We start from the raw sequence: 20,447 nt of genomic DNA on the forward strand, positions 1-20,447 counted from the left end.
GAGTGAGCGTTAACATTCTGGGTGAGCGCTAACAAAGAGCGGTGCCACGAGACGCCGCCCTACGGCTGAGCCGGGGTGTCCGCCTGCGCCCGCCCTCGGAGCGCCCGCAGGCGGTGCATGACATCGCTGCCGCCCCGGCCGAAGTGGTCGTGCAGGGCGCGGTATTCGGCGTAGAGGTCGTCGTAGGCGGCGGCGCGCGCGGGGTCGGGCAGATAGGCGTTGCGACGCAGGCGGCCCATCACGGCCGAGGCGGCGCGGATGTCGGGGTGGGCCCCCGCCGCGACGGCCGCGTGGATCGCGGCGCCCAGCGCCGGGCCCTGCTCCGAGGACAGCACGTTGACCGGCCGGTTCAGCACATCGCTGTAGGTCTGCATGAGGAAGGTGTTCTTCAGCAGGCCGCCCGCCGCCGTGAAGTCGGTGACCGGCACCCCCGCGCCCTCGAACGCCTCCACGATGGTCCGCGTGCCGAAGGCCGTCGCCTCGACCAGCGCCCGGTAGATGTCCTCGGGGCGGGTGTCCAGCGTCAGCCCCACCAGGAGCCCCGACAGGTGGTGGTCCACCAGTACGGAGCGGTTGCCGCTGTGCCAGTCGAGCGCCAACAGCCCGTGTCCGCCGACCGGTTGGGCGGCGGCCTTCTCCGTCAGCAGCTCGTGCGGGCTGATGCCGCGCTGCCGGGCCTCCAGCGCGTACGGCTGCGGTGTCGCGGTCCGCACCGCCCAGGCGAAGATGTCCCCCACCCCGCTCTGGCCCGCCTCGTAGCCCCACAGGCCGGGGACCACGCCGTCGCGGACCACCCCGCACATGCCCGGCACCTCGGCGAGCACGTCGGAGTTCATGATGTGGCAGGTCGAGGTCCCCATGATCGCCAGCAGATGGCCGGGGTCCAGGGCCCGCGCGGCGGCGCTGGTGACATGCGCGTCGACGTTTCCGACCGCCACGACCGTGCCCGCGCGCAGCCCGGTCAGCGCGGCGGCCGAAGCACTCAAACCCCCGGCGGCGGCGCCCAGTTGGGACAGCGGGTGGTCCAGCTTCGCCGTGAAGCCGGCGAAGTCCGGGTGCAGGGAGGCCAGGAACGCGGCGTCCGGATAACCGCCGTCCTGGTGGATGCCCTTGTAACCGGCCGTGCACGGATTGCGGTTCTCGGCCCCGGTCAACTGCCAGACGATCCAGTCGGCCGCCTCGATCCACCGGTCGGCCGCCGCGTAGACCTCCGGGTCCTCCCGGAGCACCTGCAACGCCTTGGCGTACTGCCACTCGCTGGAGATCCGCCCGCCGTAGCGGCCGAGCCACGGCTGCCCGGACTCCCCGGCGCGGCGCACGATCAGCTCCGCCTCCGGCTGGGCCGCGTGGTGCCGCCACAACTTCGGGTAGGCGTGTGGGCGTTCGGCCATGTCCGGCAGCTCGCACAACGGCGTGCCGTCCGCCGTCGCGGGCAGCACCGTACAGGCGGTGAAGTCCGTCGCCACTCCCACGACCTGCTCCGCCCGCACCCCGGCGGCCTCCAGCGCGCGCGGCACGGCGAAGCGCAGCACGTCCCGCCAGTCCTGCGGAATCTGCAACGCCCAATCGGGCGGCAGCTCACGGCCGTTCGGCAGCGCGCCGTCCACCACCCCATGGGTGTATTCGTGGACGGCGCTGCCCAGCTCCTTGCCGTCGTCGACGGCCACGACCAGGGCGCGCCCGGACAGCGTGCCGAAATCGATGCCGACGGTGACGGCGGGAGGATCGGTCATCATGCGTGTCTCCCCATGCGCCGGGGGCTCCGGCAGCCGGTCGCGTACCGATTGCCCTGCGGTGTGAACTCTGCGGCGGTGCGGTCCTGTTCTGTCCTGCGGGACGTTCTGCGAGAGGTGCTGCGGGATGTTCTGCGGGACGTGCTGCCGGACTCGGTGCCGGTCCGGTGGCCGGACCTGTGGCGACGCGTGCTGCGATCCGTGCCGCGGTGCCGTGCGCCGCCCGTACGGACCGCCGCCCTCAGGACGGGTTGCTGCTGCTGCGGACGATCAGGCGCGGTTCGATGACGACGCGTTCGCCGCCGCGGGTGGTGCCGGACTCCAACTGGTCGACCAGCAGCCGGATACTGGCCTGGCCGACCGCGGTGAAGTCCTGCCGGACGGTGGTCAGCGGCGGCGCGAAGAACTCGGCTTCAGGGATGTCGTCGAAGCCCGCGATGGCGACCTGGCCCGGCACCGAGAGACCGGCCTCACGGAAGGCCCGCAACACCCCCAGCGCCATCTGGTCGTTGGCCACGAAGACGGCCGACACCTCGGGTGAACCGCGGCGCCCGGAGCCCGCCGAGACCCGGCCCGCCAGCTCCTGTCCCGCGCGGTAGCCCGACAGCGGCGTCCAGTCCCCCACCAGCGGCGGCGGCACCTCGACGCCCGCCTCCTCCAGCGTGGCGCGCCAGCCCTGCACACGGGCTTCGGCCTCCAGCCAGTTCTGCGGGCCCGCGACATGCCAGACCGTGCGGTGGCCGCCGGCCAGCAGATGGCCCGTGACCAGCCGCGCGCCCAGCTCCTGGTCCACCGAGACGCCGGGGATCGGCAGGCCGTGCCCGCCCTCCACCGTGACGACGGGGAACGGCAGCTTCAGCTCGGCCAGGGCGGCGACGGCCTCCCGCTCCGGCACTATCACCACGATGCCCTCCACCCCCCAGTCGCTGAGGTGGTCGATCGCGTCCGCGAGCGCCTTCGGGGTGTGCCGCCGCAGGGTCACCGCGGAGACCATGTAGCCCTCGTCCCGCGCCGCTTCCTCCAGCCCGAACAGCGTGCTCGCCGGGCCGAACAGCGTCGGATTGCACGCCACCACCCCCAGCGTCAGCGTCCGCCGCGTCACCAGCGCCCGCGCCGACGAGTTGCGCCGGTACCCCAGCGCCTCGATCGCCCGCAGCACCTCCGCGCGCGTGGTGTCCCGCACATTCGGGTGATCGCTCAGCACCCGCGACACCGTCTGATGCGAGACGCCCGCCACCTGGGCGACATCCGCCATGGTGGGGGCCCTGCGGGGCGCTGCCGGGTCCGCGGTGCGAGACATGGCTCTCCGTTCCGTGATGCTGCTAAGTGTTAGCGCTCACAGTCCCATCCGTCAAGGCCGTACGCTCGCGCTTGGCGGAGGAAGACACGCCTTTACCAGGCCCCCCGGCGGGGGCGACCCTCCCAAGGGCTTGGGCCCCTTAGAACTCCTAACGAAATGATCTTCAAGGTGATTGGATCACTCCGGGACTGATGATCCGGGGGCGTGGGATGGCTCAGCCGAAGCCGTGGCATGTTGACGACGAGCTATGGGCGGTGGTTGAGCCGCTGTTGCCGAAGGTGGAGCGTCGGGTTCGGTATCCCGGGCGCAAGCGGCATCCGGACCGGCTGGTGTTCCAGGGCATCCTGGTCGTGCTGCACACCGGGATCGCCTGGGAATATCTGCCGCAGGAGCTCGGCTTCGGCTCGGGCATGACGTTCTGGCGCCGCCTGGCCGAATGGACCGAAGCCGGCGTGTGGCCCCGGCTGCGTCAGGCTCTTCTGGCCGAGCTACGCGCTGCGAATGCCCTGGACTTCTCCCGGGCAGCGGTCGACGGCTCCCACATCCGGGCGGTAAAGGGGCCCGCAGACCGGACGAAGCCCTGTTGATCGGGGCAGAACCGGCAGCAAGCACCACCTGATCACCGACGCCACCGGCGTTCTGCTCGCCATTACCCTGAACGGCGGCAACCGCAACGACGTCACCCAGCTCATCCCGCTGCTCGAAGCCGTGCCGCCGGTACGCGGCAAGCGAGGCCGCCCCAGGCGTCATGCTCGGCGACCGCGGCTACGACCACGACAAGTACCGCCGCCTCGTGTGGGCCCTCGGCGTGAAGCCGGCGATCGCCCGACGCGGCACCGAGCACGGCTCCGGGCTCGGAACCCAGCGCTGGGTCGTGGAGCGTGCGTTCGCCCATCTGCACTGGTTTCGTCGGCTGCGGATCCGGTGGGAGACCCGCGACGACATCCACGAAGCCTTCCTTGCCCTCGGCTGTGCGCTCATCTGCTGGCGGCGGCTTGTCTCCCTACCCTGACAGCAACGGCGCCCAGTAACTCATCACCTGGTGCAGGCGCTGCCGGTGGTCGGCAATCCAGTCGTCCGGCGGGACGAGGGGGACGCGCACGGTGACCATCGACCCCGACTCGTCCTCAACGACCACCTCCGGGCAGTCACGCTCGCCGGTGAGCTGGATGAAGATGGACGGCCCTCTGCTCATCTCCATCCAGGCGACGTCTTCGCCGGCGTCGAGCCGGCCCAGTGCGTCGGCCCAGCTTTCCAGGTCGGAAATGTACAACGCCAGATCGATGCGGCCGGACACGAAGGGCGTCCTGACGACGATCTCGGCGTCGAGTCCTGAGGTCCACCTGGGATTACGTCCCAGAACGTTGACCGTGACGCTGTTCCCCTCGTCATCAGAGAGGGAGATGAGTTCCCTCGGAGGACTGTCGCCCATAGCGGCCCTTTCATCGCTGAGTACTGAGCGATCCTCGCCTGGACGGAGCCCATCCTTCATCTCATTTTGTGAGAAGTTCTTAGGGCACGGGGAAGGTGCGCCGCGCTGGCGCAGGGCCTGCTCTTCAGGGGCGCGGGGAACTGCGCGCTCAGCCGAAGCGCTCCCGCACCTCACCACCCGCCCCAGCGGGGCAATCCGGTTGTCCCCGGACCACCGGCCGGTGATGGGTTACCCGCGCAGTTCCCCGCGCCCCTGACGGGGCACCGTCTCTCGCCCGGACGGCGAGCCGATCCTTTCAGCGGCGCGGGGAACGCTCCCGCACCTCACCACCCGCCGGAGGGGGCGGGCGGCGCGGACGGCGCGTCTGTGGGGATACGGTCACAGAGGGAACCTCACGGCGAGAGGCGGGACGGCGCGTGGTGGAAGTGGACGGGCACGGGCACGTGACGGCCGACGCGGAGGTCGTGCGGTGGCTGGTGCGGGAGCAGCACCCGGACCTGGCGGAGCTGGAACTGCGTCCGGTGGACGGCGGTTGGGACAACCAACTGTGGCGGTTGGGCGAGGAGTTGGCCGTACGGCTGCCGCGTACGCCGCGCGCACCGGCGCTGCTGGCGAAGGAGCGGCGGTGGCTCCCGCTGCTGGCGCCGCGCCTGCCGCTGCCGGTTCCGACGCCGGTACGCGACGGCGAACCGTCCGCCCGCTTCCCGCGTCCGTGGGCCGTCACGAGGTGGGTGCCGGGCAGTCCGGCGGACCTCACGCCGATCAGCCGGGGCGAGCACGCGGCCGACGCGCTCGCGGGGTTCCTCACCGCGCTGCACCGGGAGGCACCCGCCGACGCACCGGCCAACCCGGACCGCGGTGTCCCGCTGAAGTCCTTGGCCGACGGGTTCGACCACGGCGTGGCCGCCCTCGCCGAAGGCGGCCTCGACGCGCGCCTGGCCGACGGCGCCCGGCGGGTTTGGGCGGACGCCGTCGCCGCCCCCGAGAGCACCGCCCCGCCGACGTGGCTGCACGGCGACCTCCACCCCGCGAACGTCGTCGTCACGGACGGCACCCTCGCGGGCGTGATCGACTTCGGCGAGCTGTGCGCGGGCGACGCGGCGAACGACCTCGCCGCCGCCTGGCTGCTCCTGCCCGCAGGCGCGGCGCCCCGCTTCTTCGCCGCCTACGGCCGTACGGACCCGGCCACGATCCGCCGCGCCCGCGGCTACGCGGTCCGGGCCACGCTCGGTCTCATCAGCGTCGGCCAGGCGGCCGAGAAGGGCCTGCCCGGCGGAAAGCCCACCTGGGGAGTCGCCGGGCGCGCGGCCCTGGAGCGCGTACTGGCCGACGTCTAGGCCCGGTTGACCAGTCCGGTTGACCAGACCGGTCGACCAGCCCCGGTACGCCTACGCCCGGTCGGCCGGTTCGTCGTCGCGCCGCCCGCCCGGCTGCCGGTGCCCGCGGACCTGGTGGCTCGCCCACCAGGTCCGGAAGTCCACTTCCCGGAGGCTGAGTTCACCGACGAGCGCGGTCAGCTCGGGATCGTCGGGATCGCGGCCCGTGTCCATCGGCAGCGCCACGACGCACTCGTGGGCGACCCGCGACCAGTCCGCGTACAGCGCAGCGGTCTGAACAGGGACCGGATGTCGGACGTGGACGGCGTGACGTACACCTCGGACGGCGGCCCGGTGTCGATGGCGCCGTAGGTGGTGTACGACAGAGAGCCGGGGCAACTCCCGCCGCCGATCTGCACGGTACGGCTCGACACGAGCTTGCCGGTGCGCAGTTCGAACACCTTCACCGGGATCGCGATCTTGCGGAATTTCACCTCGCGGGGGAAGTCGGGCAGCAGCTTGTTCTCGTACGGGCAGGTCGTGACCGTCGTGCCGTAGTCCTTGTCGCCGACGCAGACCACGAGTACCGCCTTGGTGACGTCTCCGGCCGACCAGGAGCCGGGCAGTTCGCGGGTGTACTCGTCGTCGCCGTAGAACAGCGCGTGGTTGGTGCCCTTGCGGTAGGGCGCGGCGGCGCTGTACTTCGCCGGTTTCGAGCAGTAGTCGGGCTCGGTGTCGGGCGAAGTGCCCAGCAGCGTACGGACGTTGTCCAGCTCGATGGTCAAGGTGGCCTGCTCGACGCCGCTGCGGGCCTTGGCGGCGAGCCGGTCGCCGGGGTACTGGTCGAGCTGCTGCTGGTAGCGGTCGCGGGCCTTCGCCCACTCCTTGGCCTCCATGAGGTCGTCACCGCAGCCGACGAGCGCGGCGGGCGCGGTCTTCGGGACGACGGCCGCCGCCCGGCCCAAGTCGCCCTGGACGGAATTGTGTTGGCGGAGCCAGTCGGTGACCGAGACGGTGTCGCAAGGCACCTTGGTGGGCAGTCGGCCGAGGAAGCCGTTCAGCACGGTGTCGACCATCTTCTCGTGGCCCGGCAGATCCGCGAGTACGGCGGCCAGGCCGTCGAAGCCCGCCGTCAACGCGTGGGTGTCACCGCTCAGTCCGGTGGTCAGCTCGTGCTGCGCCGCGCCGAGCCGGTGGCAGGCCCGTACCGTACGGTCGCCGCTCGCGGTCAGCGGCGCGTCGGCCGCACGGGGCCGAACCAGAGACCGTCCTGGGCGCTCAACGCCTGGGCGCAGTCGCCGCTCCGGCGCGCGGCGGCCACCTTCCCCTCGGTCCGCGAGGCGTCGAGCCGCAGCAGCCCCACGACCAGCAGCATCGGCAGGAGGACGGCGAGCGCGATCACCCGCTGCCGAAGGACCGGGCCCCGGCGGCCGAGGAGCAGGTAACCGGCGCTGAGGAGTGAGGCGTTGGCGGTGGCGACGGCCAGCGGGTCGCGCGAGCGCCCGCCGTCGCCCGCGCCCCTGACGGCTCCGGTGACGGCCCGGCCCGCGCCGCCGTCCTCGTTCCCGTCAGCGGGGGCCGGACGCCGCGCCGGCAGATAACCCGGCGGGGGCCCCAGCGGCGGTCCCGGCGGCGGCTTCGGCACGCCGTCCTGTTCGGATACGTGCCAGGGCTCGGGGTCCGGTGCGGCCTGGGGCGGGTGGTTCCTCTCGGTCCCCTTCGTCGGGCGGTGGGCGGCGGCCGTCGCCCATTGTCCCCACCTGCGCCGGGAGGGGTCCCGGACGCACATCCGCCCTGTTCAGGGGTACTGCTACCGGCTCGCGGCGAAGGCGCCGCTCTCCGCGAAGACCCGCTCGGCGAAGCGTTCGCCGATACGCCGGTGGGTGGCGGCGTCCGGGTGCAGCTCGTCGGGCAGCGGCAGTTCGGCGTAGTCCGCCTCGCCGTAGAGTTCGCGGCCGTCGAGGTAGTACAGGTGCGGGTCGGTGGCCGCGCGCTCGGCGACGATCCGCTCCAGCTCCGCGCGGATGACGGTCAGGGTCAGCTTGCCCGCCGCCAGCTCCGCCGGGTCGCCGGTGGCGCGGAACCGCAGCTTTCCGGTGCTGAGCGCTTCGAGGTCGAAGGCGGCGGGGCCCGGGGTGTTCTCGTGGATCGGGCTCAGGATCGGCGAGACGACCAGCAGCGGGGCGTCCGGGTGGCCCTCGCGGATGGTGTCGAGGAAGCCGTGCACCGCGGGGCCGAAGGCGCGCAGCCGCATCAGGTCGGCGTTGACGATATTGATGCCGATCTTCACGCTCACCAGGTCGGCGGGCGTGTCGCGCAGGGCGCGGGCCGTGAACGGGTCGAGCAGTGCGCTCCCGCCCAGGCCCAGATTGATCAGTTCCACACCGCCGAGGGAGGCCGCGAGGGCGGGCCATGTGGTGGTGGGGCTCGCCGCGTCGGAGCCGTGGCTGATCGAACTGCCGTGGTGCAGCCAGACCTTACGGCCCCGGTCGGGGACCGGCCCGACGGGCGCGTCGGTGCGCAGCGCGACGATCTCGGTCGTCTCGTTGTGCGGCAGCCAGATCTCGATGTCCTTGTCCGCGTCGGGCAGTTCGGCGAAGCGGAGGGTGCCGGGGTCACCGGGCTTGTGCTCGGCGGTTCCGGTGCTCATGTCGACGGTCAGGGTGTGGCCGCCGGCCACGCTGCCCTGGCCCGCGGGGCGGCCGTCGACCAGCAGGTCGTAGAGGCCGTCGGGGCGCGGCGGCGCGCCCGCGTACACGCGCTTGGTGGGCAGCGTGTCCAGCTCCACGGTGGTGGCGCGGGTGCGGAACACCAGCCGTACGCCGGAGGGTTGGGACTCGGCCATGGCGAGCTGGGCGTCGGCGCACTGGGCGCGGGCCCGCGCGGGCAGCCGGTGCGGCAGTACGCCGTGTCCGGTGGGCTCCAACTCCAGCGCGCCGCGCACCAGTTCCGCGCCCTCGGGTGTGGTGAACAGGGTCGTGGTCCAGTCGCCGTGTTCGGTCCGTGCGTCGTTCTCGGTAGGCATTGCTCTTCAACTTCCGTCTTTTTCCGGCCAGTTCTTCAACAGGGCGTCGAGGGCGTCGATGACGCGTTCCCAGGTGTCCTGGGTGTCGGGCGCGCTGTGGCTGAACCCGCCGCCCATCTCCAGGCCGACGTAGCCGTTGAACACGCTCCCGAGCAGCCGCACCGCGTGCGTCTGGTCTGGCTCGTCGAGGTCGTAGCCGCGCAGGATCGCCCGTGTCATCTCCGCGTGCCGCCCGCCCGCGCTCGCGGCGGCGGCCTGCGGATCGAGGCGGAACTGGGCCGCCGCGTACCGTCCGGGGTGCTCCCGGGCGTAGTCGCGGTACACGTTCGCCAGCCCGGCGAGCGCGTCCTTCCCGGCCCGGCCCGCCAGGGCGGCGGCACCGCGATCGGCCATTTCCGCCAGTGCGAGCTGCGCGATCCCGGTCTGGAGATCGTGCGAATTCCGCACGTGCGAATACAGGCTCGCGACCTTCACGTCGAACCGCCTGGCCAGCTCGGAGACGGTCACCGCGTCGAACCCGACCTCGTCGGCCAGCTCCGCCCCCGCCCGCACCAAACGCTCCCGTGTCAGCCCTACGCGCACCACAGCCGTCCTCCTCGTTACCTAAGTCCATCATGCACATACCTAAAGCCTTTAGGCAAATGACCGCAGCCCGATGTAACGGCGCCCCCCGCTCATGGTCGGACCGCCGCCGTGAGGCCGCGCGGCGTGGGACCGCTCGGTGTCGGGCCGCTCACCGCGGGGGCCGCTCGCCGTAGAGCCCACTCGCCGTGGGACAGAAGGGCCCGGGGCCCGGCTAGTCGATCGGGAAGCGGTAGACCGTCGACTCGCGGGCCCGGAAGGCCAGCCGCGCGAGGGGCCGTGCCGTCGCGGACAGCTGCGGCAGCAGCCGGGCGAAGGCGTCGCCGAGTTCCTGACCGGTCTCCGGGCTGATCTCCCGGACGATCTCCACGCGGGCGTCGATGCGGGCGTCCACGCGGGCGTCCACGCGGGGAGCCTATCCATCCGTTCCGGCCGCACCGACGCGCCGGAGCCGGGGCGGGCTTGGCCGTAAAACCGGTTGGGCGGGCGATGCGCCGTTGGTAGCGTCCGCAGGACCGTCACACCAGGCGAGGAGGTGGAATCCATGAAGGCCGGTTCTGACGGGGTGCTCCCTGTCCTCCTCACGGCGTGGACGGCCCGCGTGGACGTCACCGCAGGCGCCGGGATCGCCCGGACGCTTCCCGAGCGCAACACCGCCTGTCTTCTGTGCGGTTCACCGCGCGGACGACGTCAAAAGGTGTCCGTGAACGAGACGTCGCCATGGGTGAGGTCAATGGCCCGCTCCGGCCGCCGCTTTCCCGCCCAGAACAGCCGGCGCTCGTGCTGTTGGGCCACCTCGGCGGCCCGCACAAGAAGGCGCCGCGGACGCTGGGGCGCGCGCAACGCCCTGTGACCGACGCCGGTTCTCCCGCGCCGGCCCCCGTACGCCCGCATCGACACCCTGCGACCTCAGGCCCTAGCCCTCGTCGGGCAGCAGCGGGAAGAGCCGTGCGACGACCGCGACCGGACGGGCCGCGGCGGGGCGGGCCGCCGGATTCGGCTCCCGGTCGCGGTAGCGGGCGAGGGTCTGCCGGATCGCGTCGGCCACGGCGGCCATCTCCTCCGGGGTCAGATACGCGACCGCGCTGAACGCCTCGTCCTGCCGCCACGGGGCGGGAGCGCTGTCGCGCTGGGTCTGCCAGCGCCGGTAGCTCTCGTCCTCCAACCCGCGGGCCAGCTCCCCGAATTCCGTCGCGGGACCCTCCCCCTTCTCGGGCTCCCCCGCCTGCCGGATCCGCCACGGCCGGGCGCGGCCACCGCTGTGCGGGGCCTCCTCGATGTAGCCGTAGCGCGCGAGTTGCCGCAGATGGAACGAGCACAGGCCGGAGCTGTAGCCGAGCCGCCCGGCCGCCTGTGTGGCCGTGACCGTACCGACCTCGGCGAGCAGGCCGAGCAGGTCGCGGCGTACGTCGTGGTCGGGCAGACCGCTGTCCGCCGACGTTCCGGTCTCCGCTTCTTCTTCAGTCACTTTGCAAAGCCTGCTACTTTGCAAAGAGCTTTGCAAGCTCCTGCCCGACGCCACCGCTCCGAGGAGAGTGAGCCCCTTGGTCTCCCGCCCCTTCGACGTGTCCGAGCGCGCCGTCGTGCGCGCCATCACCGTCACCGGCGACGACATCCTGCACCGCCCCTGCCGCGAGGTGACCGAATTCGGGACCGCGGAACTGGCCGAGCTGATCGAGGACATGGTGCTCACCATGCACGTCGCCGACGGCGCGGGCCTGGCGGCCAATCAAGTGGGCGTCGGCCTGCGGCTGTTCGTGTACGACTGCTGGGACGACGACGGCGTCCACCACACCGGGCACCTCGTCAATCCCGTGCTCGACGAACCCGCGCCTGCCGACCGGCGGCTCGTCGACGACGCCGAGGGCTGTCTGTCGGTGCCGGGCGCGACGGTGGACGTGCCGCGCACCGACCACGCCGTGGCGCGCGGCTTCGACCAGTACGGCGAGCCGGTCGTCATCGCGGGCAACGGCCAGTTCGGGCGCTGCCTCCAGCACGAGACCGACCACCTGGACGGCCGCCTCTACCTCGACCGCCTCTCACGGCGCGACCGGCGCGATGCGCTGCGTCAGATGGCCGACCGCCGCGAACACGTCTTCGCCCTGCGCGCGGCCAGGGCCGCCGAGTTGGGCCGCTGACCTCCGCGCACGGGGCTCGGGGGACGCGTCAGGCCGGTCGTCACACCGCCGGGCCGTCGCCGTCCTCCTCCTGGTGGGTGTAGCGCTGTTCCTTCCAGGGGTCCGCGAGGTTGTGGTGGCCGCGCTCCTCCCAGAAGCCGCGCCGGTCCGTCGTCATGTACTCGATGGCACGGAGCCACTTGGGCCCCTTCCAGCTGTACAGATGCGGTACGACCAGGCGTACGGGGAAGCCGTGTTCCGCGGTGAGCTGGTCACCGTTGTGGTGGGTGGCCAGCAGGGTGCCGTCGGCGGTGAAGTCGGCGAGCCGGAGATTGGCGCTGTAGCCGTACTCCGCCCAGGCCATGACGTGGGTGGCGTGCGGCGCCGGGGGCGCCAGGTCCAGCAGGGTGCGGGCGGTGACGCCGAACCACTCGTGGCCGGTCGAGGTCGTCCCGGACGCGCAGTGCAGGTCGGCGGCGACCGTGGCGCGCGGCAGCGCGCTGAACTCCTCAAGGGTCCACGTGTGTTCGCCGCCGGCGGCGGTGGCGCCGAACACCTTCAGGCTCCACCGGTCCGCCCGGAATCTGGGCACGGGTCCGTAGTGCGAGACGGGCCAGCCCCTGACCTTGCGCTGTCCCGGGGGAAGCTCGTCGTTTCCCACTGGGTGATCGTCCTTCCCTGCGGGTCGATGCGGGTCGATGGCACGGCGGCGGTCCCGGTGGTGCGGTGGAGATCCAGTGGCGCGCTGGAATCCGGTGGTGCGGTGGAGTTCCAGCGGCGCGCTGGAATCCGGTGGTGCGAGGAGATCAGGCGTCCGCTCATGCGAGGCCAGACACCGTTAACGATTATCACATGCGGCGGCATCCGGCCCTTTCGCCTCGCATTCGCCGGGCGCCCCACGAAAACCGTTCCCTGGACCCGCTCGCCCCCCGGACACGCCCTAGCGCCGCAGCCCGAGCGCCTCGCGGCCCGCGTACCGCGCCTGTGTCCCCAGCTCCTCCTCGATCCGGATGAGCTGGTTGTACTTGGCGGTGCGGTCGGAGCGCGACAGCGAACCCGTCTTGATCTGGCCGCAGCCGGTCGCGACGGCCAGGTCGGCGATGGTGGTGTCCTCGGTCTCGCCGGAGCGGTGCGACATCACGACGGTGTAGCCCGCGCGGTGCGCGGTGCCGACGGTCGCCAACGTCTCGGTGAGCGTGCCGATCTGATTGACCTTCACCAGAACGGAGTTGGCGACGCCGTCGCGGATTCCCTCGCGCAGCAGCGTCTCGTTGGTGCAGAAGACGTCGTCGCCGGTGAGCTGGCAGCGGTCGCCGAGGCGCGCCATGAGCAGCCGCCAGCCGTCGCGGTCGTCCTCGGCCATCGGGTCCTCGATGGACGCCACGGGGTAGTTCGCCACCAACTGGGCCAGGTACTCGGCGTGTTGCTCGACGCTGCGGCGTACGCCCTCGCCGGTGTAGTCGTAGACCCCGTCGCGGAAGAACTCCGACGCGGCGGGGTCCATGACGACGGTGATGTCGGTGCCGGCCTTGTACCCGCTGCGCTCGACGGCGCGTACGACGAAGTCCAGCGCCTCTTCGGCGGTCCGCAGGTCGGGGGCGAAGCCGCCCTCGTCGCCGACCGCGGTGCTGTGCCCCGCGGCCAGCAGGTCGCCGCGCAGGGTGTGGAAGACCTCGGAGCCGATGCGTACGGCCTCGGCGAAGGTGGCCGCGCCGATCGGCGCGATCATGAACTCCTGGAAGTCCAGCGGATTGTCGGCGTGCGCGCCGCCGTTGACGATGTTCATCATCGGCACCGGCAGCAGCCGGGCGTCCACGCCACCGACGTAGCGGTAGAGCGGCAGCCGGTGCGCGTGCGCGGCGGCCTTGGCGGTGGCCAGGGAGACGCCGAGGATCGCGTTCGCGCCGAGCCGGGACTTGTCGGGCGTGCCGTCCAGCTCGATCAGCGCCGCGTCCACGGCGGCCTGGTCCTCCGCCTCCAGGCCGACGACGATGTCCACGATCGACTCGTTGACGGCGTCGACGGCCCGCCGAACTCCCTTGCCGTGGAAGCGGGCCGGGTCCTCGTCGCGCAGTTCCACCGCCTCGCGGGCGCCGGTCGAGGCTCCGGAGGGTACGGCCGCGCGGCCGGTGGAACCGTCGGCCAGCTCGACGTCGACCTCGACCGTCGGATGGCCCCGGCTGTCGATGATCTCGCGGGCGACGACGCGGGTGATGGTGTTCCTGGCGGCCATGGCGGTGGTGCTCCTCACGTGCGGTGCGGACGACAACGACGCGTATGACGACGACGCGAACGGCGTCGACGCGGACGACAACGACGCGGACGACAACGACGCGAACGGCGACGATTAAGTTCCGAGCGAGAACAAAGTGAGTTCAGAAAGTGAATGTACTCTGTGCGGATGAGGATGCACAACGCCGACGAGGACTGCGGGATCGCCCAGGCCGCCGTGGTGATGGCCGACTGGTGGAACGTGCTCGTGCTGCGCGAAATCGCGCGCGGCCACGTGCGGTTCGACGCCCTGGCCTCCGAACTCGGCCTCTCCCGCAAGGTGCTCACCGAACGGCTCGGCGCGCTCGTCGCCCGCGGCGTCCTGCGGCGCAGCCTCTACCAACGCCGCCCGGTTCGCTACGAATACCTGCTCACCGACTCGGGACTCGCCCTGCTCCCGCTGCTGGTGGCGATGCAGGACTGGGGCGACCGCTGGGTCCTCGGCGACGGGACGACCACGGCGACCGCGCCGCCGGACGGGGCGGAGCACGCACGCGTGCACGCCCTGGCGGGCGGCGGTACCGATACGGATACGGGTACGGGCGCGCGGCTGCCCGCGGATCTCCGACTGCCCGCGAGCGACGGCGCCGAGCGCCCCGTCGTCGCCCCGGACGCCGCCGCCACCGTTCTGTTCACCTACCCCGGCACCGGCGTCGACTGGGGCGAGGACCCGATCCCCGGCGCGCCCGGCTGCACACTGGAGAACCGGCTCTTCCGCGACGCCTACGCCGACTTCCGCCGCGCCGACGTCGCCGTCCACGGAGTCAGCACCCAACTCCCCTACGAACAGGCGGCCTTCGCCGCCGCCGAAGCCGTCCCGTACCCGCTGCTCTCCGACGCCCAGCAGCGTCTGGCCGCCGCCCTGCGGCTGCCGACCTTCCGCGGGGCCGGGCGGCTCCGCCTCAAACGGCTCATCCTCGTCCTCGCCCCCGACCGCACCGTGCGGCACGTCCTCTTCCCCGTCGAGGACATTCCGGCGGCCGTCGAGGAGACGCTGCGCCTGGCGACGGCAGGCCCCTGACCGTCCGCGCAGGAGCTATCCAGCCTGGTCCCGCGACTGGTGGGCGCCCGGCGTATGGCCGAAGGTGCGGCGGAAGACGTCGATGAAGGCACTGGCGGACGACCAGCCGCACCGGTGGGCCACGGCGGTGACCGGGGTGTTCTCGGCGAGCAGCACCAGGGCATGGTGGAGGCGGAGTTGGGTGCGCCACTGCGGGAAGGTCATGCCGAGGTCGCTCTTGAAGAGCCGGGACAGCGTACGGTCGCTGGCGCCGACCTGGCGGCCGAGGGCGGTCAGCGTACGGTCGTCGGCCGGGTCGGCGCGCAGGATCGCGCACAGGGACCGGAGTTGGGGCGCGGCCGGCCAGGGCAGGTGGAGCGGCTGCTGCGGTGAGGCGCGCAGTTCGTCGAGCAACACCGCGCGCAGGCGGGCCCGTTCGGGGCTGCCGTCGTCGGGGGTGCGGGTGTGGGCGAGGAGCAGTTCGCGCAGCAGGGGGGCGACGGCCAGGACGGTCGGGGTGTCGAGGCCGAGCGGGTTCTCGTTCTCCGGGAGGCCGACCAGGTGGAGTTCGAGTTCGCCGTGGGCCTGGTGGGCGTGGACCGTACCGGCGGGGACCCAGATGGCGCGGGTGGCCGGGGCGACCCAGGAGCCCGCGCTCGTGGTGATGGCCAGCACTCCGCGTCCGGCGTAGACGATCTGGTGGTCGTCGTGCCGGTGCGGGTCGATCTCCGCGCCGGGGGCCAGCCGCTCGGTACGGGTCGGCGCGACCGGCTCATGGCGGATTTTCGTCATTGGTTGGCAGTTTATCGGAAGCCCGACATACCACCGCCTGAAGACCATGGGTGACGTGCCGAAAAACACCTCGATCACGCTGCTGTCCTTCGGGCATGCCTGCGTCGACATCTACCAGGGCGCCGTCGCGGCCCTCGTCCCCTACTTCGTCGCCGAACGCGCCTACAGCTACGCCGCCGCCTCCGGCATCGTGCTCGCCGCATCCGTCCTGTCCTCCGTGGCCCAGCCGCTGTTCGGCCTGCTCACCGACCGGTGGGCGATGCCGTGGCTGCTGCCGGTGAGCACCGTCCTCGGCGGTGCGGGCATCGCGCTCAGCGGCGTCAGCGGCTCGTACGCGCTCACGCTCGTCTTCGTCGCGGTCTCCGGCGTCGGCGTGGCCGCGTACCACCCGGAGTCCGCGCGCGTCGCCCGCCTCGCGAGCGGGGGCAGCCACAGCGCGATGGGGTGGTTCTCGGTGGGCGGCAACATCGGCTTCGCGCTGGCCCCGCTCATGGTCGCCGCCGTCGTCGCGACGGGCGGCCTGCGCCTCACCCCGCTGCTGGTGCTGCCCGCGCTCGTCGGCAGCGTGCTGTGCCTGCCGGTGCTGCGCGAGCTGGAACGGCGGCGCTCCACCGGGACCTCGGCCGCCGTCGCCGTCGGGCGCGACGACAGGGCGTCCTTCGTGAAGCTCTCCGTGGCCGTGGTCTTCCGCTCGATCGTCTTCATCGGCCTGAGCACCTTCATCTCGCTGTACGCCAAGCAGCGCATGGGCGGCAGTGAAGTGGCGGGCACCGCCGCGCTGTTCGTCCTCTACATCGGCGGCGCGATCGGCTCCGTCCTCGGCGGCTCGCTGGCCGGCCGCTACGACCGCGTCACCGTCACCCGCTGGTCGTATCTGGTCTCGATCCCGTCCGTCGCGGGCGTCGTCCTCGTCCCGGGACCGGCCCTCTACCTCTTCGTCGCCCTCACCTCGGTCGGCCTCTACGTCCCCTTCTCCCTCCAGGTCACCCTCGGCCAGGACTACCTCCCCACCCGTGTCGGCACCGCCAGCGGCATCACGCTCGGGCTCACCGTCAGCATCGGCGGCCTCGCCACCCCCGTCATCGGCGCGGTCGCCGACGCCACCTCGCTGCGTACCGCTCTCACCCCGCTCATCGTCATGCCCGCCCTGAGCTGGCTGCTGTTCCGCTCCCTCCCCGAGCCCACCGCGCCCCGCTCGTCCCCCGCCGCCGCGCCGGAGGACGCGGCCACCGACCCCGCCCTCGCGGGCTAATCCGCGACACGTCGACCGGGCCGCCTCCCGCGCCCCCGGGCCACGGCCCACCAGACTGTCCCCATGTCATCCCCCCGCCGCCGCTGCCCTCAGTGCGGCCGAGAGATCGCCGTCGTGGGGGGGGGGGGGGGGGGGGAGGCCCCACCCCCCCCCCCCCCCCCCCCACCCCCCCCCCCCCTCCCCTCCCCCCCCCCCCCCCCCCCCCCCCCCCCCCCCCCCCCCCCCCCCCCCCCCCCCCAAACCCCCCCCCCCCCCCCCCCCCCCCCCCCCCCCCCCCGGACCGGCGGACTCAGTCCGTCAGCTCGACCTGGACCTCGACCTCGACCGGGGCGTCCAGCGGGAGGACGGCCACGCCGACGGCGCTGCGCGCGTGCACGCCCTTCTCACCGAGGACCTCGCCGAGCAGCTCGCTGGCGCCGTTGATCACACCGGGCTGGCCGGTGAAGTCGGGGGCGGAGGCGACGAAGCCGACGACCTTGACCACACGGGCGATCCGGTCGAGGTCACCGATGACCGAGCGGACGGCGGCCAGCGCGTTGAGCGCGCAGATGCGGGCCAGGTCCTTCGCCTCGTCGGCGGTCACCTCGGCGCCGACCTTGCCGGTCAGCGCGAGCTTGCCCTCGACCATGGGGAGCTGCCCCGAGGTGAAGACGTACCGCCCGGAGATCACCGCGGGCTGGTAGGCCGCCAGCGGCGGGACCACGTCCGGCAGCGTCAGCCCCAGCTCCGCGAGCCGCGCGTCGACGGCGCCGCTCACGCCGCCTTCTCCCGCTTGAAGTACGCCACGAGCTGCTCGGGGCTCATCCCCGGCACGACCTGCACCAGTTCCCAGCCGTCCTCGCCCCACGTGTCGAGGATCTGCTTCGTCGCGTGCACGAGCAGCGGCACGGTCGCGTATTCCCACTTCTTCGCCATACGGCGACTGTAGTGCCTCCCCGGCGGCCGTCCGGCACGGCGCTCCCCGACCGGCGGGGACCGTACGCGGACCACCCGCGGACCACTGCCGCGCCCCCCGTTCGGCCCCGCGCCGCCGCCCCGGATCGACACCCGGCGGTCATCGCGCCGTCACCCCAACCGCACGGCCGCCCGAGTACGTGGTGCCTTCAGTGGTTAGGCTCGCAAGGTGAGCCCTCAACAGTCTTCCGCCGTCAGGCTCCACATCGTGACGGGCAAGGGCGGCACGGGAAAGACCACGGTCGCCGCCGCGCTGTCCCTCGCGCTCGCGTCCGAGGGACGGCGTGTGCTGCTGGCCGAGGTGGAGGAGCGGCAGGGCATCGCCCAGCTCTTCGAGACCGAGGCGCTGCCGTACCAGGAGCGGAAAATCGCTTCCGCACCCGGCGGCGGCGAGGTGCACGCGCTGGCCATCGACGCCGAGCTGGCGATGCTGGACTACCTGGACATGTTCTACAAGCTCGGCCGCGCCGGGCGCGCGCTCAAGAAGCTCGGCGCGATCGACTTCGCCACCACCGTCGCCCCCGGGCTGCGGGACGTGCTGCTGACCGGCAAGGTCTGCGAGGCCGTCCGCCGCAAGGACAAGGCGGGCTGGCCGGTGTACGACGCGGTGGTGCTCGACGCCCCGCCCACCGGGCGGATCACCCGCTTCCTCAACGTCAACGACGAGGTCGCCGGGCTGGCCCGGATGGGCCCCATACACAACCAGGCGCAGACCGTGATGCGCGTGATGAAGTCCCCGCAGACCGCCGTCCACCTGGTGACGCTCCTGGAGGAGATGCCGGTCCAGGAGACGATGGACGGCGTCGCGGACCTGCGCTCCGCCGGGCTGCCGGTGGGCGCCGTCATCGTCAACATGGTGCGCCCCGTCCTCCTGGAGGACGCCGCCCTCGCCCAGGTCACCGACCTCCCGGCGGGCGGCAGCGGTGGCGGCGTCGGCAAGCGGCGCACGGCCGTCGCCAAGGCGCTATCCCAGGCCGGGCTCGGCGGCGCCCGGCGCGGCGGGGTCGCCGAGCGGCTGGTCGACCCGCTGCTCGCCCAGGCGTACGAGCACGCCGAGCGGGTGGTCCTGGAGCGCGAGCAGCGCGCCGAGATCGGCGGACTCGGCCTTCCTGTAAGGGAGTTGGAGCTGATCGGCGAGGGCGTGGACCTCGGCGGGCTCTACCGGCTGGCCGACAGCCTGCGCAAGCAGGCCGTGCCGGGCTTCGGCGGCACCTTCGCCAAGGACGGCGCCCGCGGAGAATCCGCCGCTCACCCGGACGAAGACACCGACACCGGAGACGAGGCCTGACCCATGAGCCTGGAGAGCCCCGTGCTGGAGATCGACCCGCTGCTCGACGACCCCAAGACGCGGATCATCGTGTGCTGCGGTTCCGGCGGTGTCGGCAAGACGACGACCGCCGCGTCCCTGGGCGTACGCGCGGCCGAGCGCGGCCGTACGGCCGTCGTACTCACGATCGACCCGGCGCGGCGGCTGGCCCAGTCCATGGGCCTGACCGAACTGGACAACACCCCGCGCGAGGTGGCCGGAATCGATCGGTCCGCCGGCGGTTCGCTGCACGCGATGATGCTGGACATGAAGCGGACCTTCGACGAGGTCGTGGTCCAGCACTCCGATCAGGAGCGGGCCCGCGCGATCCTGGAGAACCCCTTCTACCAGTCCCTGTCGGCCGGTTTCGCGGGCACGCAGGAGTACATGGCGATGGAGAAGCTGGGCCAGCTCAGGGCCCAGGACGCCTGGGACCTGATCATCGTCGACACCCCGCCGAGCCGCAGCGCGCTGGACTTCCTGGACGCGCCCAAGCGGCTCGGCTCCTTCCTCGACGGCAAGTTCATCAAGCTGCTGATGGCCCCGGCCAAGGTCGGCGGCCGGGCCGGGGTGAAATTCCTCAACATCGGGATGTCGATGATGACCGGCACCCTCAGCAAGGTGATGGGCGCCGGGCTGCTGCGCGACGTGCAGACCTTCGTGGCCGCCATGGACACCATGTTCGGCGGCTTCAGGACCCGCGCCGACGCCACGTACCGGCTGCTCCAGGCGCCGGGCACGGCCTTCCTGGTGGTCGCCGCCCCGGAGCGGGACGCCCTTCGGGAGGCGGCCTACTTCGTGGAACGCCTGGCGGCCGAGGACATGCCGCTCGCCGGTCTCGTCCTCAACCGCGTCCACGGCAGCGGCGCCGCGCACCTCACCGCGGAGCGGGCGCTGGCCGCCGCCGAGGCCCTGGAGGAGGCGCTGGAAGAAAATCTTGCGGACGGCGGCATTGTGGATCATCCGACCGGGAAGGCTGACTCCCAGCGGGCCTCCGCGTCCAGTCAGGCAAGCACCGCCGGCAGCTCGAGCGCCAGCGGCTCAGGCACGTCCAGCACTGCGAGCACGGGCAGCACAGCGAGCACGTCCAGCACAGCGACCGCGGCCGGTACCGAACGGCTGGCCGCCGGATTGCTGCGCCTCCATGCCGAACGCATGCAGGTGGTCGCGCGTGAACGACGCACGCGCGACCGCTTTGTGTCCGTCCACCCGGAGGTGCCCATGGTGGACGTGACAGCACTGCCCGGTGACGTACACGATCTGACCGGATTGCGGGCGATCGGCGAGCAGTTGGCGGACGGTCGGCCCGCGGCCGCGTAGTGGTGCGAGGTCGGACCGCGCGGTGACGCGGGGCCGGACCACGTACG

At 72.4% G+C, this 20,447-nt stretch carries 22 protein-coding genes and 1 pseudogene; 8 read left to right on the top strand and 15 right to left on the bottom strand.

Translation table 11 applies throughout. The features are described from left to right. Positions 1-59: 59 nt before the first annotated feature. Together araB and ACZ37P_RS02355 are read right to left on the bottom strand one after the other, a co-directional pair. A complete protein-coding gene (araB, locus tag ACZ37P_RS02350; RefSeq protein ID WP_467344386.1) occupies positions 60-1,736 on the bottom strand; it encodes a ribulokinase in 1,677 nt (558 codons plus the stop codon). Between the two features lie 238 nt (positions 1,737-1,974). Next, positions 1,975-3,033 (bottom strand): LacI family DNA-binding transcriptional regulator, encoded by a 1,059-nt coding sequence (locus ACZ37P_RS02355; RefSeq protein WP_355334624.1) that lies wholly within the window; start codon positions 3,031-3,033, stop codon positions 1,975-1,977. A 209-nt stretch (positions 3,034-3,242) separates the two neighbouring features. On the opposite strand from ACZ37P_RS02355, the pseudogene ACZ37P_RS02360 reads away from it, so the two are divergent. Further along, positions 3,243-4,045, top strand: a pseudogene (locus tag ACZ37P_RS02360) (IS5 family transposase). Here the strand turns inward: ACZ37P_RS02360 and ACZ37P_RS02365 are convergent. Then, positions 4,037-4,465, bottom strand: a complete 429-nt coding sequence (locus ACZ37P_RS02365) for a DUF5959 family protein (protein ID WP_467344387.1) — start codon at positions 4,463-4,465, stop codon at positions 4,037-4,039. The pseudogene ACZ37P_RS02360 and the gene ACZ37P_RS02365 overlap by 9 nt on opposite strands. Before the next feature lie 416 nt (positions 4,466-4,881). On the opposite strand from ACZ37P_RS02365, the gene ACZ37P_RS02370 reads away from it, so the two are divergent. Further along, complete coding sequence (locus tag ACZ37P_RS02370) at positions 4,882-5,802, top strand: phosphotransferase (RefSeq protein ID WP_467344388.1); 921 nt, start codon at positions 4,882-4,884, stop codon at positions 5,800-5,802. Positions 5,803-5,853: 51 nt separating this feature from the next. On the opposite strand, the gene ACZ37P_RS02375 is transcribed toward ACZ37P_RS02370, so the two are convergent. From ACZ37P_RS02375 to ACZ37P_RS02405, 7 genes are all read right to left on the bottom strand, one after another. After that, positions 5,854-6,015, bottom strand: coding sequence for an MmyB family transcriptional regulator (locus ACZ37P_RS02375; protein WP_467344389.1), 162 nt, complete (start codon positions 6,013-6,015; stop codon positions 5,854-5,856). Beyond that, entirely contained in the window at positions 5,979-6,917 is a 939-nt protein-coding gene (locus ACZ37P_RS02380; protein WP_467344390.1) for a tol-pal system YbgF family protein, read from the bottom strand. The genes ACZ37P_RS02375 and ACZ37P_RS02380 overlap by 37 nt, the downstream gene beginning before the upstream one ends. A gap of 92 nt (positions 6,918-7,009) precedes the next feature. Next, positions 7,010-7,426 carry a hypothetical protein gene (locus tag ACZ37P_RS02385; protein WP_467344391.1) on the bottom strand — a complete coding sequence of 139 codons (417 nt, stop codon included), beginning with the start codon at positions 7,424-7,426 and terminating at the stop codon, positions 7,010-7,012. Between the two features lie 165 nt (positions 7,427-7,591). Next, positions 7,592-8,806, bottom strand: coding sequence for a GDSL-type esterase/lipase family protein (locus ACZ37P_RS02390; RefSeq protein ID WP_467344392.1), 1,215 nt, complete (start codon positions 8,804-8,806; stop codon positions 7,592-7,594). A 6-nt stretch (positions 8,807-8,812) separates the two neighbouring features. Then, the gene (locus ACZ37P_RS02395) at positions 8,813-9,391 is read right to left on the bottom strand and encodes a TetR/AcrR family transcriptional regulator (RefSeq protein ID WP_355334633.1); all 579 of its coding nucleotides are present in this window, start codon (positions 9,389-9,391) and stop codon (positions 8,813-8,815) included. A gap of 211 nt (positions 9,392-9,602) precedes the next feature. Next, positions 9,603-9,794, bottom strand: coding sequence for a hypothetical protein (locus ACZ37P_RS02400; RefSeq protein ID WP_467344394.1), 192 nt, complete (start codon positions 9,792-9,794; stop codon positions 9,603-9,605). Positions 9,795-10,304: 510 nt separating this feature from the next. Beyond that, a complete protein-coding gene (locus ACZ37P_RS02405; RefSeq protein ID WP_391047226.1) occupies positions 10,305-10,856 on the bottom strand; it encodes a winged helix-turn-helix domain-containing protein in 552 nt (183 codons plus the stop codon). Positions 10,857-10,932: 76 nt separating this feature from the next. Here ACZ37P_RS02405 and def point away from each other — a divergent pair, with 76 nt between their 5' ends. After that, positions 10,933-11,526, top strand: a complete 594-nt coding sequence (gene def, locus ACZ37P_RS02410) for a peptide deformylase (RefSeq protein ID WP_467344396.1) — start codon at positions 10,933-10,935, stop codon at positions 11,524-11,526. A gap of 40 nt (positions 11,527-11,566) precedes the next feature. Here the strand turns inward: def and ACZ37P_RS02415 are convergent, their stop codons facing one another. After that, positions 11,567-12,166 carry a molybdopterin-dependent oxidoreductase gene (locus ACZ37P_RS02415; RefSeq protein WP_391047229.1) on the bottom strand — a complete coding sequence of 200 codons (600 nt, stop codon included), beginning with the start codon at positions 12,164-12,166 and terminating at the stop codon, positions 11,567-11,569. Positions 12,167-12,445: 279 nt separating this feature from the next. Continuing rightward, on the bottom strand, positions 12,446-13,738 hold the full coding sequence (gene eno / locus ACZ37P_RS02420) for a phosphopyruvate hydratase (protein WP_467344398.1): 1,293 nt from the start codon (positions 13,736-13,738) through the stop codon (positions 12,446-12,448). Here eno and ACZ37P_RS02425 point away from each other — a divergent pair. Beyond that, positions 13,719-13,856 (top strand): hypothetical protein, encoded by a 138-nt coding sequence (locus tag ACZ37P_RS02425; protein ID WP_467344399.1) that lies wholly within the window; start codon positions 13,719-13,721, stop codon positions 13,854-13,856. The two genes, eno and ACZ37P_RS02425, sit on opposite strands and share 20 nt — an antisense overlap. 50 nt (positions 13,857-13,906) lie before the next feature. Then, positions 13,907-14,797: a winged helix-turn-helix transcriptional regulator gene (locus ACZ37P_RS02430; protein ID WP_467344401.1), complete on the top strand. Its 891-nt coding sequence runs from the start codon at positions 13,907-13,909 to the stop codon at positions 14,795-14,797. 15 nt (positions 14,798-14,812) lie between these two features. On the opposite strand, the gene ACZ37P_RS02435 is transcribed toward ACZ37P_RS02430, so the two are convergent. Beyond that, entirely contained in the window at positions 14,813-15,568 is a 756-nt protein-coding gene (locus ACZ37P_RS02435) for an AraC family transcriptional regulator (protein ID WP_355334659.1), read from the bottom strand. A 55-nt stretch (positions 15,569-15,623) separates the two neighbouring features. Between ACZ37P_RS02435 and ACZ37P_RS02440 the strand changes: the two genes are divergently transcribed. Next, positions 15,624-16,820 (top strand): MFS transporter, encoded by a 1,197-nt coding sequence (locus ACZ37P_RS02440; RefSeq protein ID WP_467344403.1) that lies wholly within the window; start codon positions 15,624-15,626, stop codon positions 16,818-16,820. Between the two features lie 289 nt (positions 16,821-17,109). Here ACZ37P_RS02440 and ACZ37P_RS02445 read toward each other — a convergent pair whose 3' ends face one another. Together ACZ37P_RS02445 and ACZ37P_RS02450 are read right to left on the bottom strand one after the other, a co-directional pair. Next, on the bottom strand, positions 17,110-17,577 hold the full coding sequence (locus ACZ37P_RS02445) for a RidA family protein (protein ID WP_355336109.1): 468 nt from the start codon (positions 17,575-17,577) through the stop codon (positions 17,110-17,112). After that, on the bottom strand, positions 17,574-17,735 hold the full coding sequence (locus ACZ37P_RS02450; protein WP_188284144.1) for a DUF4177 domain-containing protein: 162 nt from the start codon (positions 17,733-17,735) through the stop codon (positions 17,574-17,576). Before ACZ37P_RS02450 ends, ACZ37P_RS02445 begins: the two co-directional genes overlap by 4 nt. A gap of 208 nt (positions 17,736-17,943) precedes the next feature. Between ACZ37P_RS02450 and bagA the strand changes: the two genes are divergently transcribed. Both bagA and bagB read left to right on the top strand, forming a co-directional pair. Then, entirely contained in the window at positions 17,944-19,062 is a 1,119-nt protein-coding gene (bagA, locus tag ACZ37P_RS02455; protein ID WP_391159350.1) for an ATPase BagA, read from the top strand. A 3-nt stretch (positions 19,063-19,065) separates the two neighbouring features. Then, on the top strand, positions 19,066-20,400 hold the full coding sequence (gene bagB / locus ACZ37P_RS02460; RefSeq protein ID WP_355336104.1) for an ATPase BagB: 1,335 nt from the start codon (positions 19,066-19,068) through the stop codon (positions 20,398-20,400). Positions 20,401-20,447 lie beyond the last annotated feature (47 nt).

Source organism: Streptomyces sp. NPDC024632, from assembly GCF_055559175.1.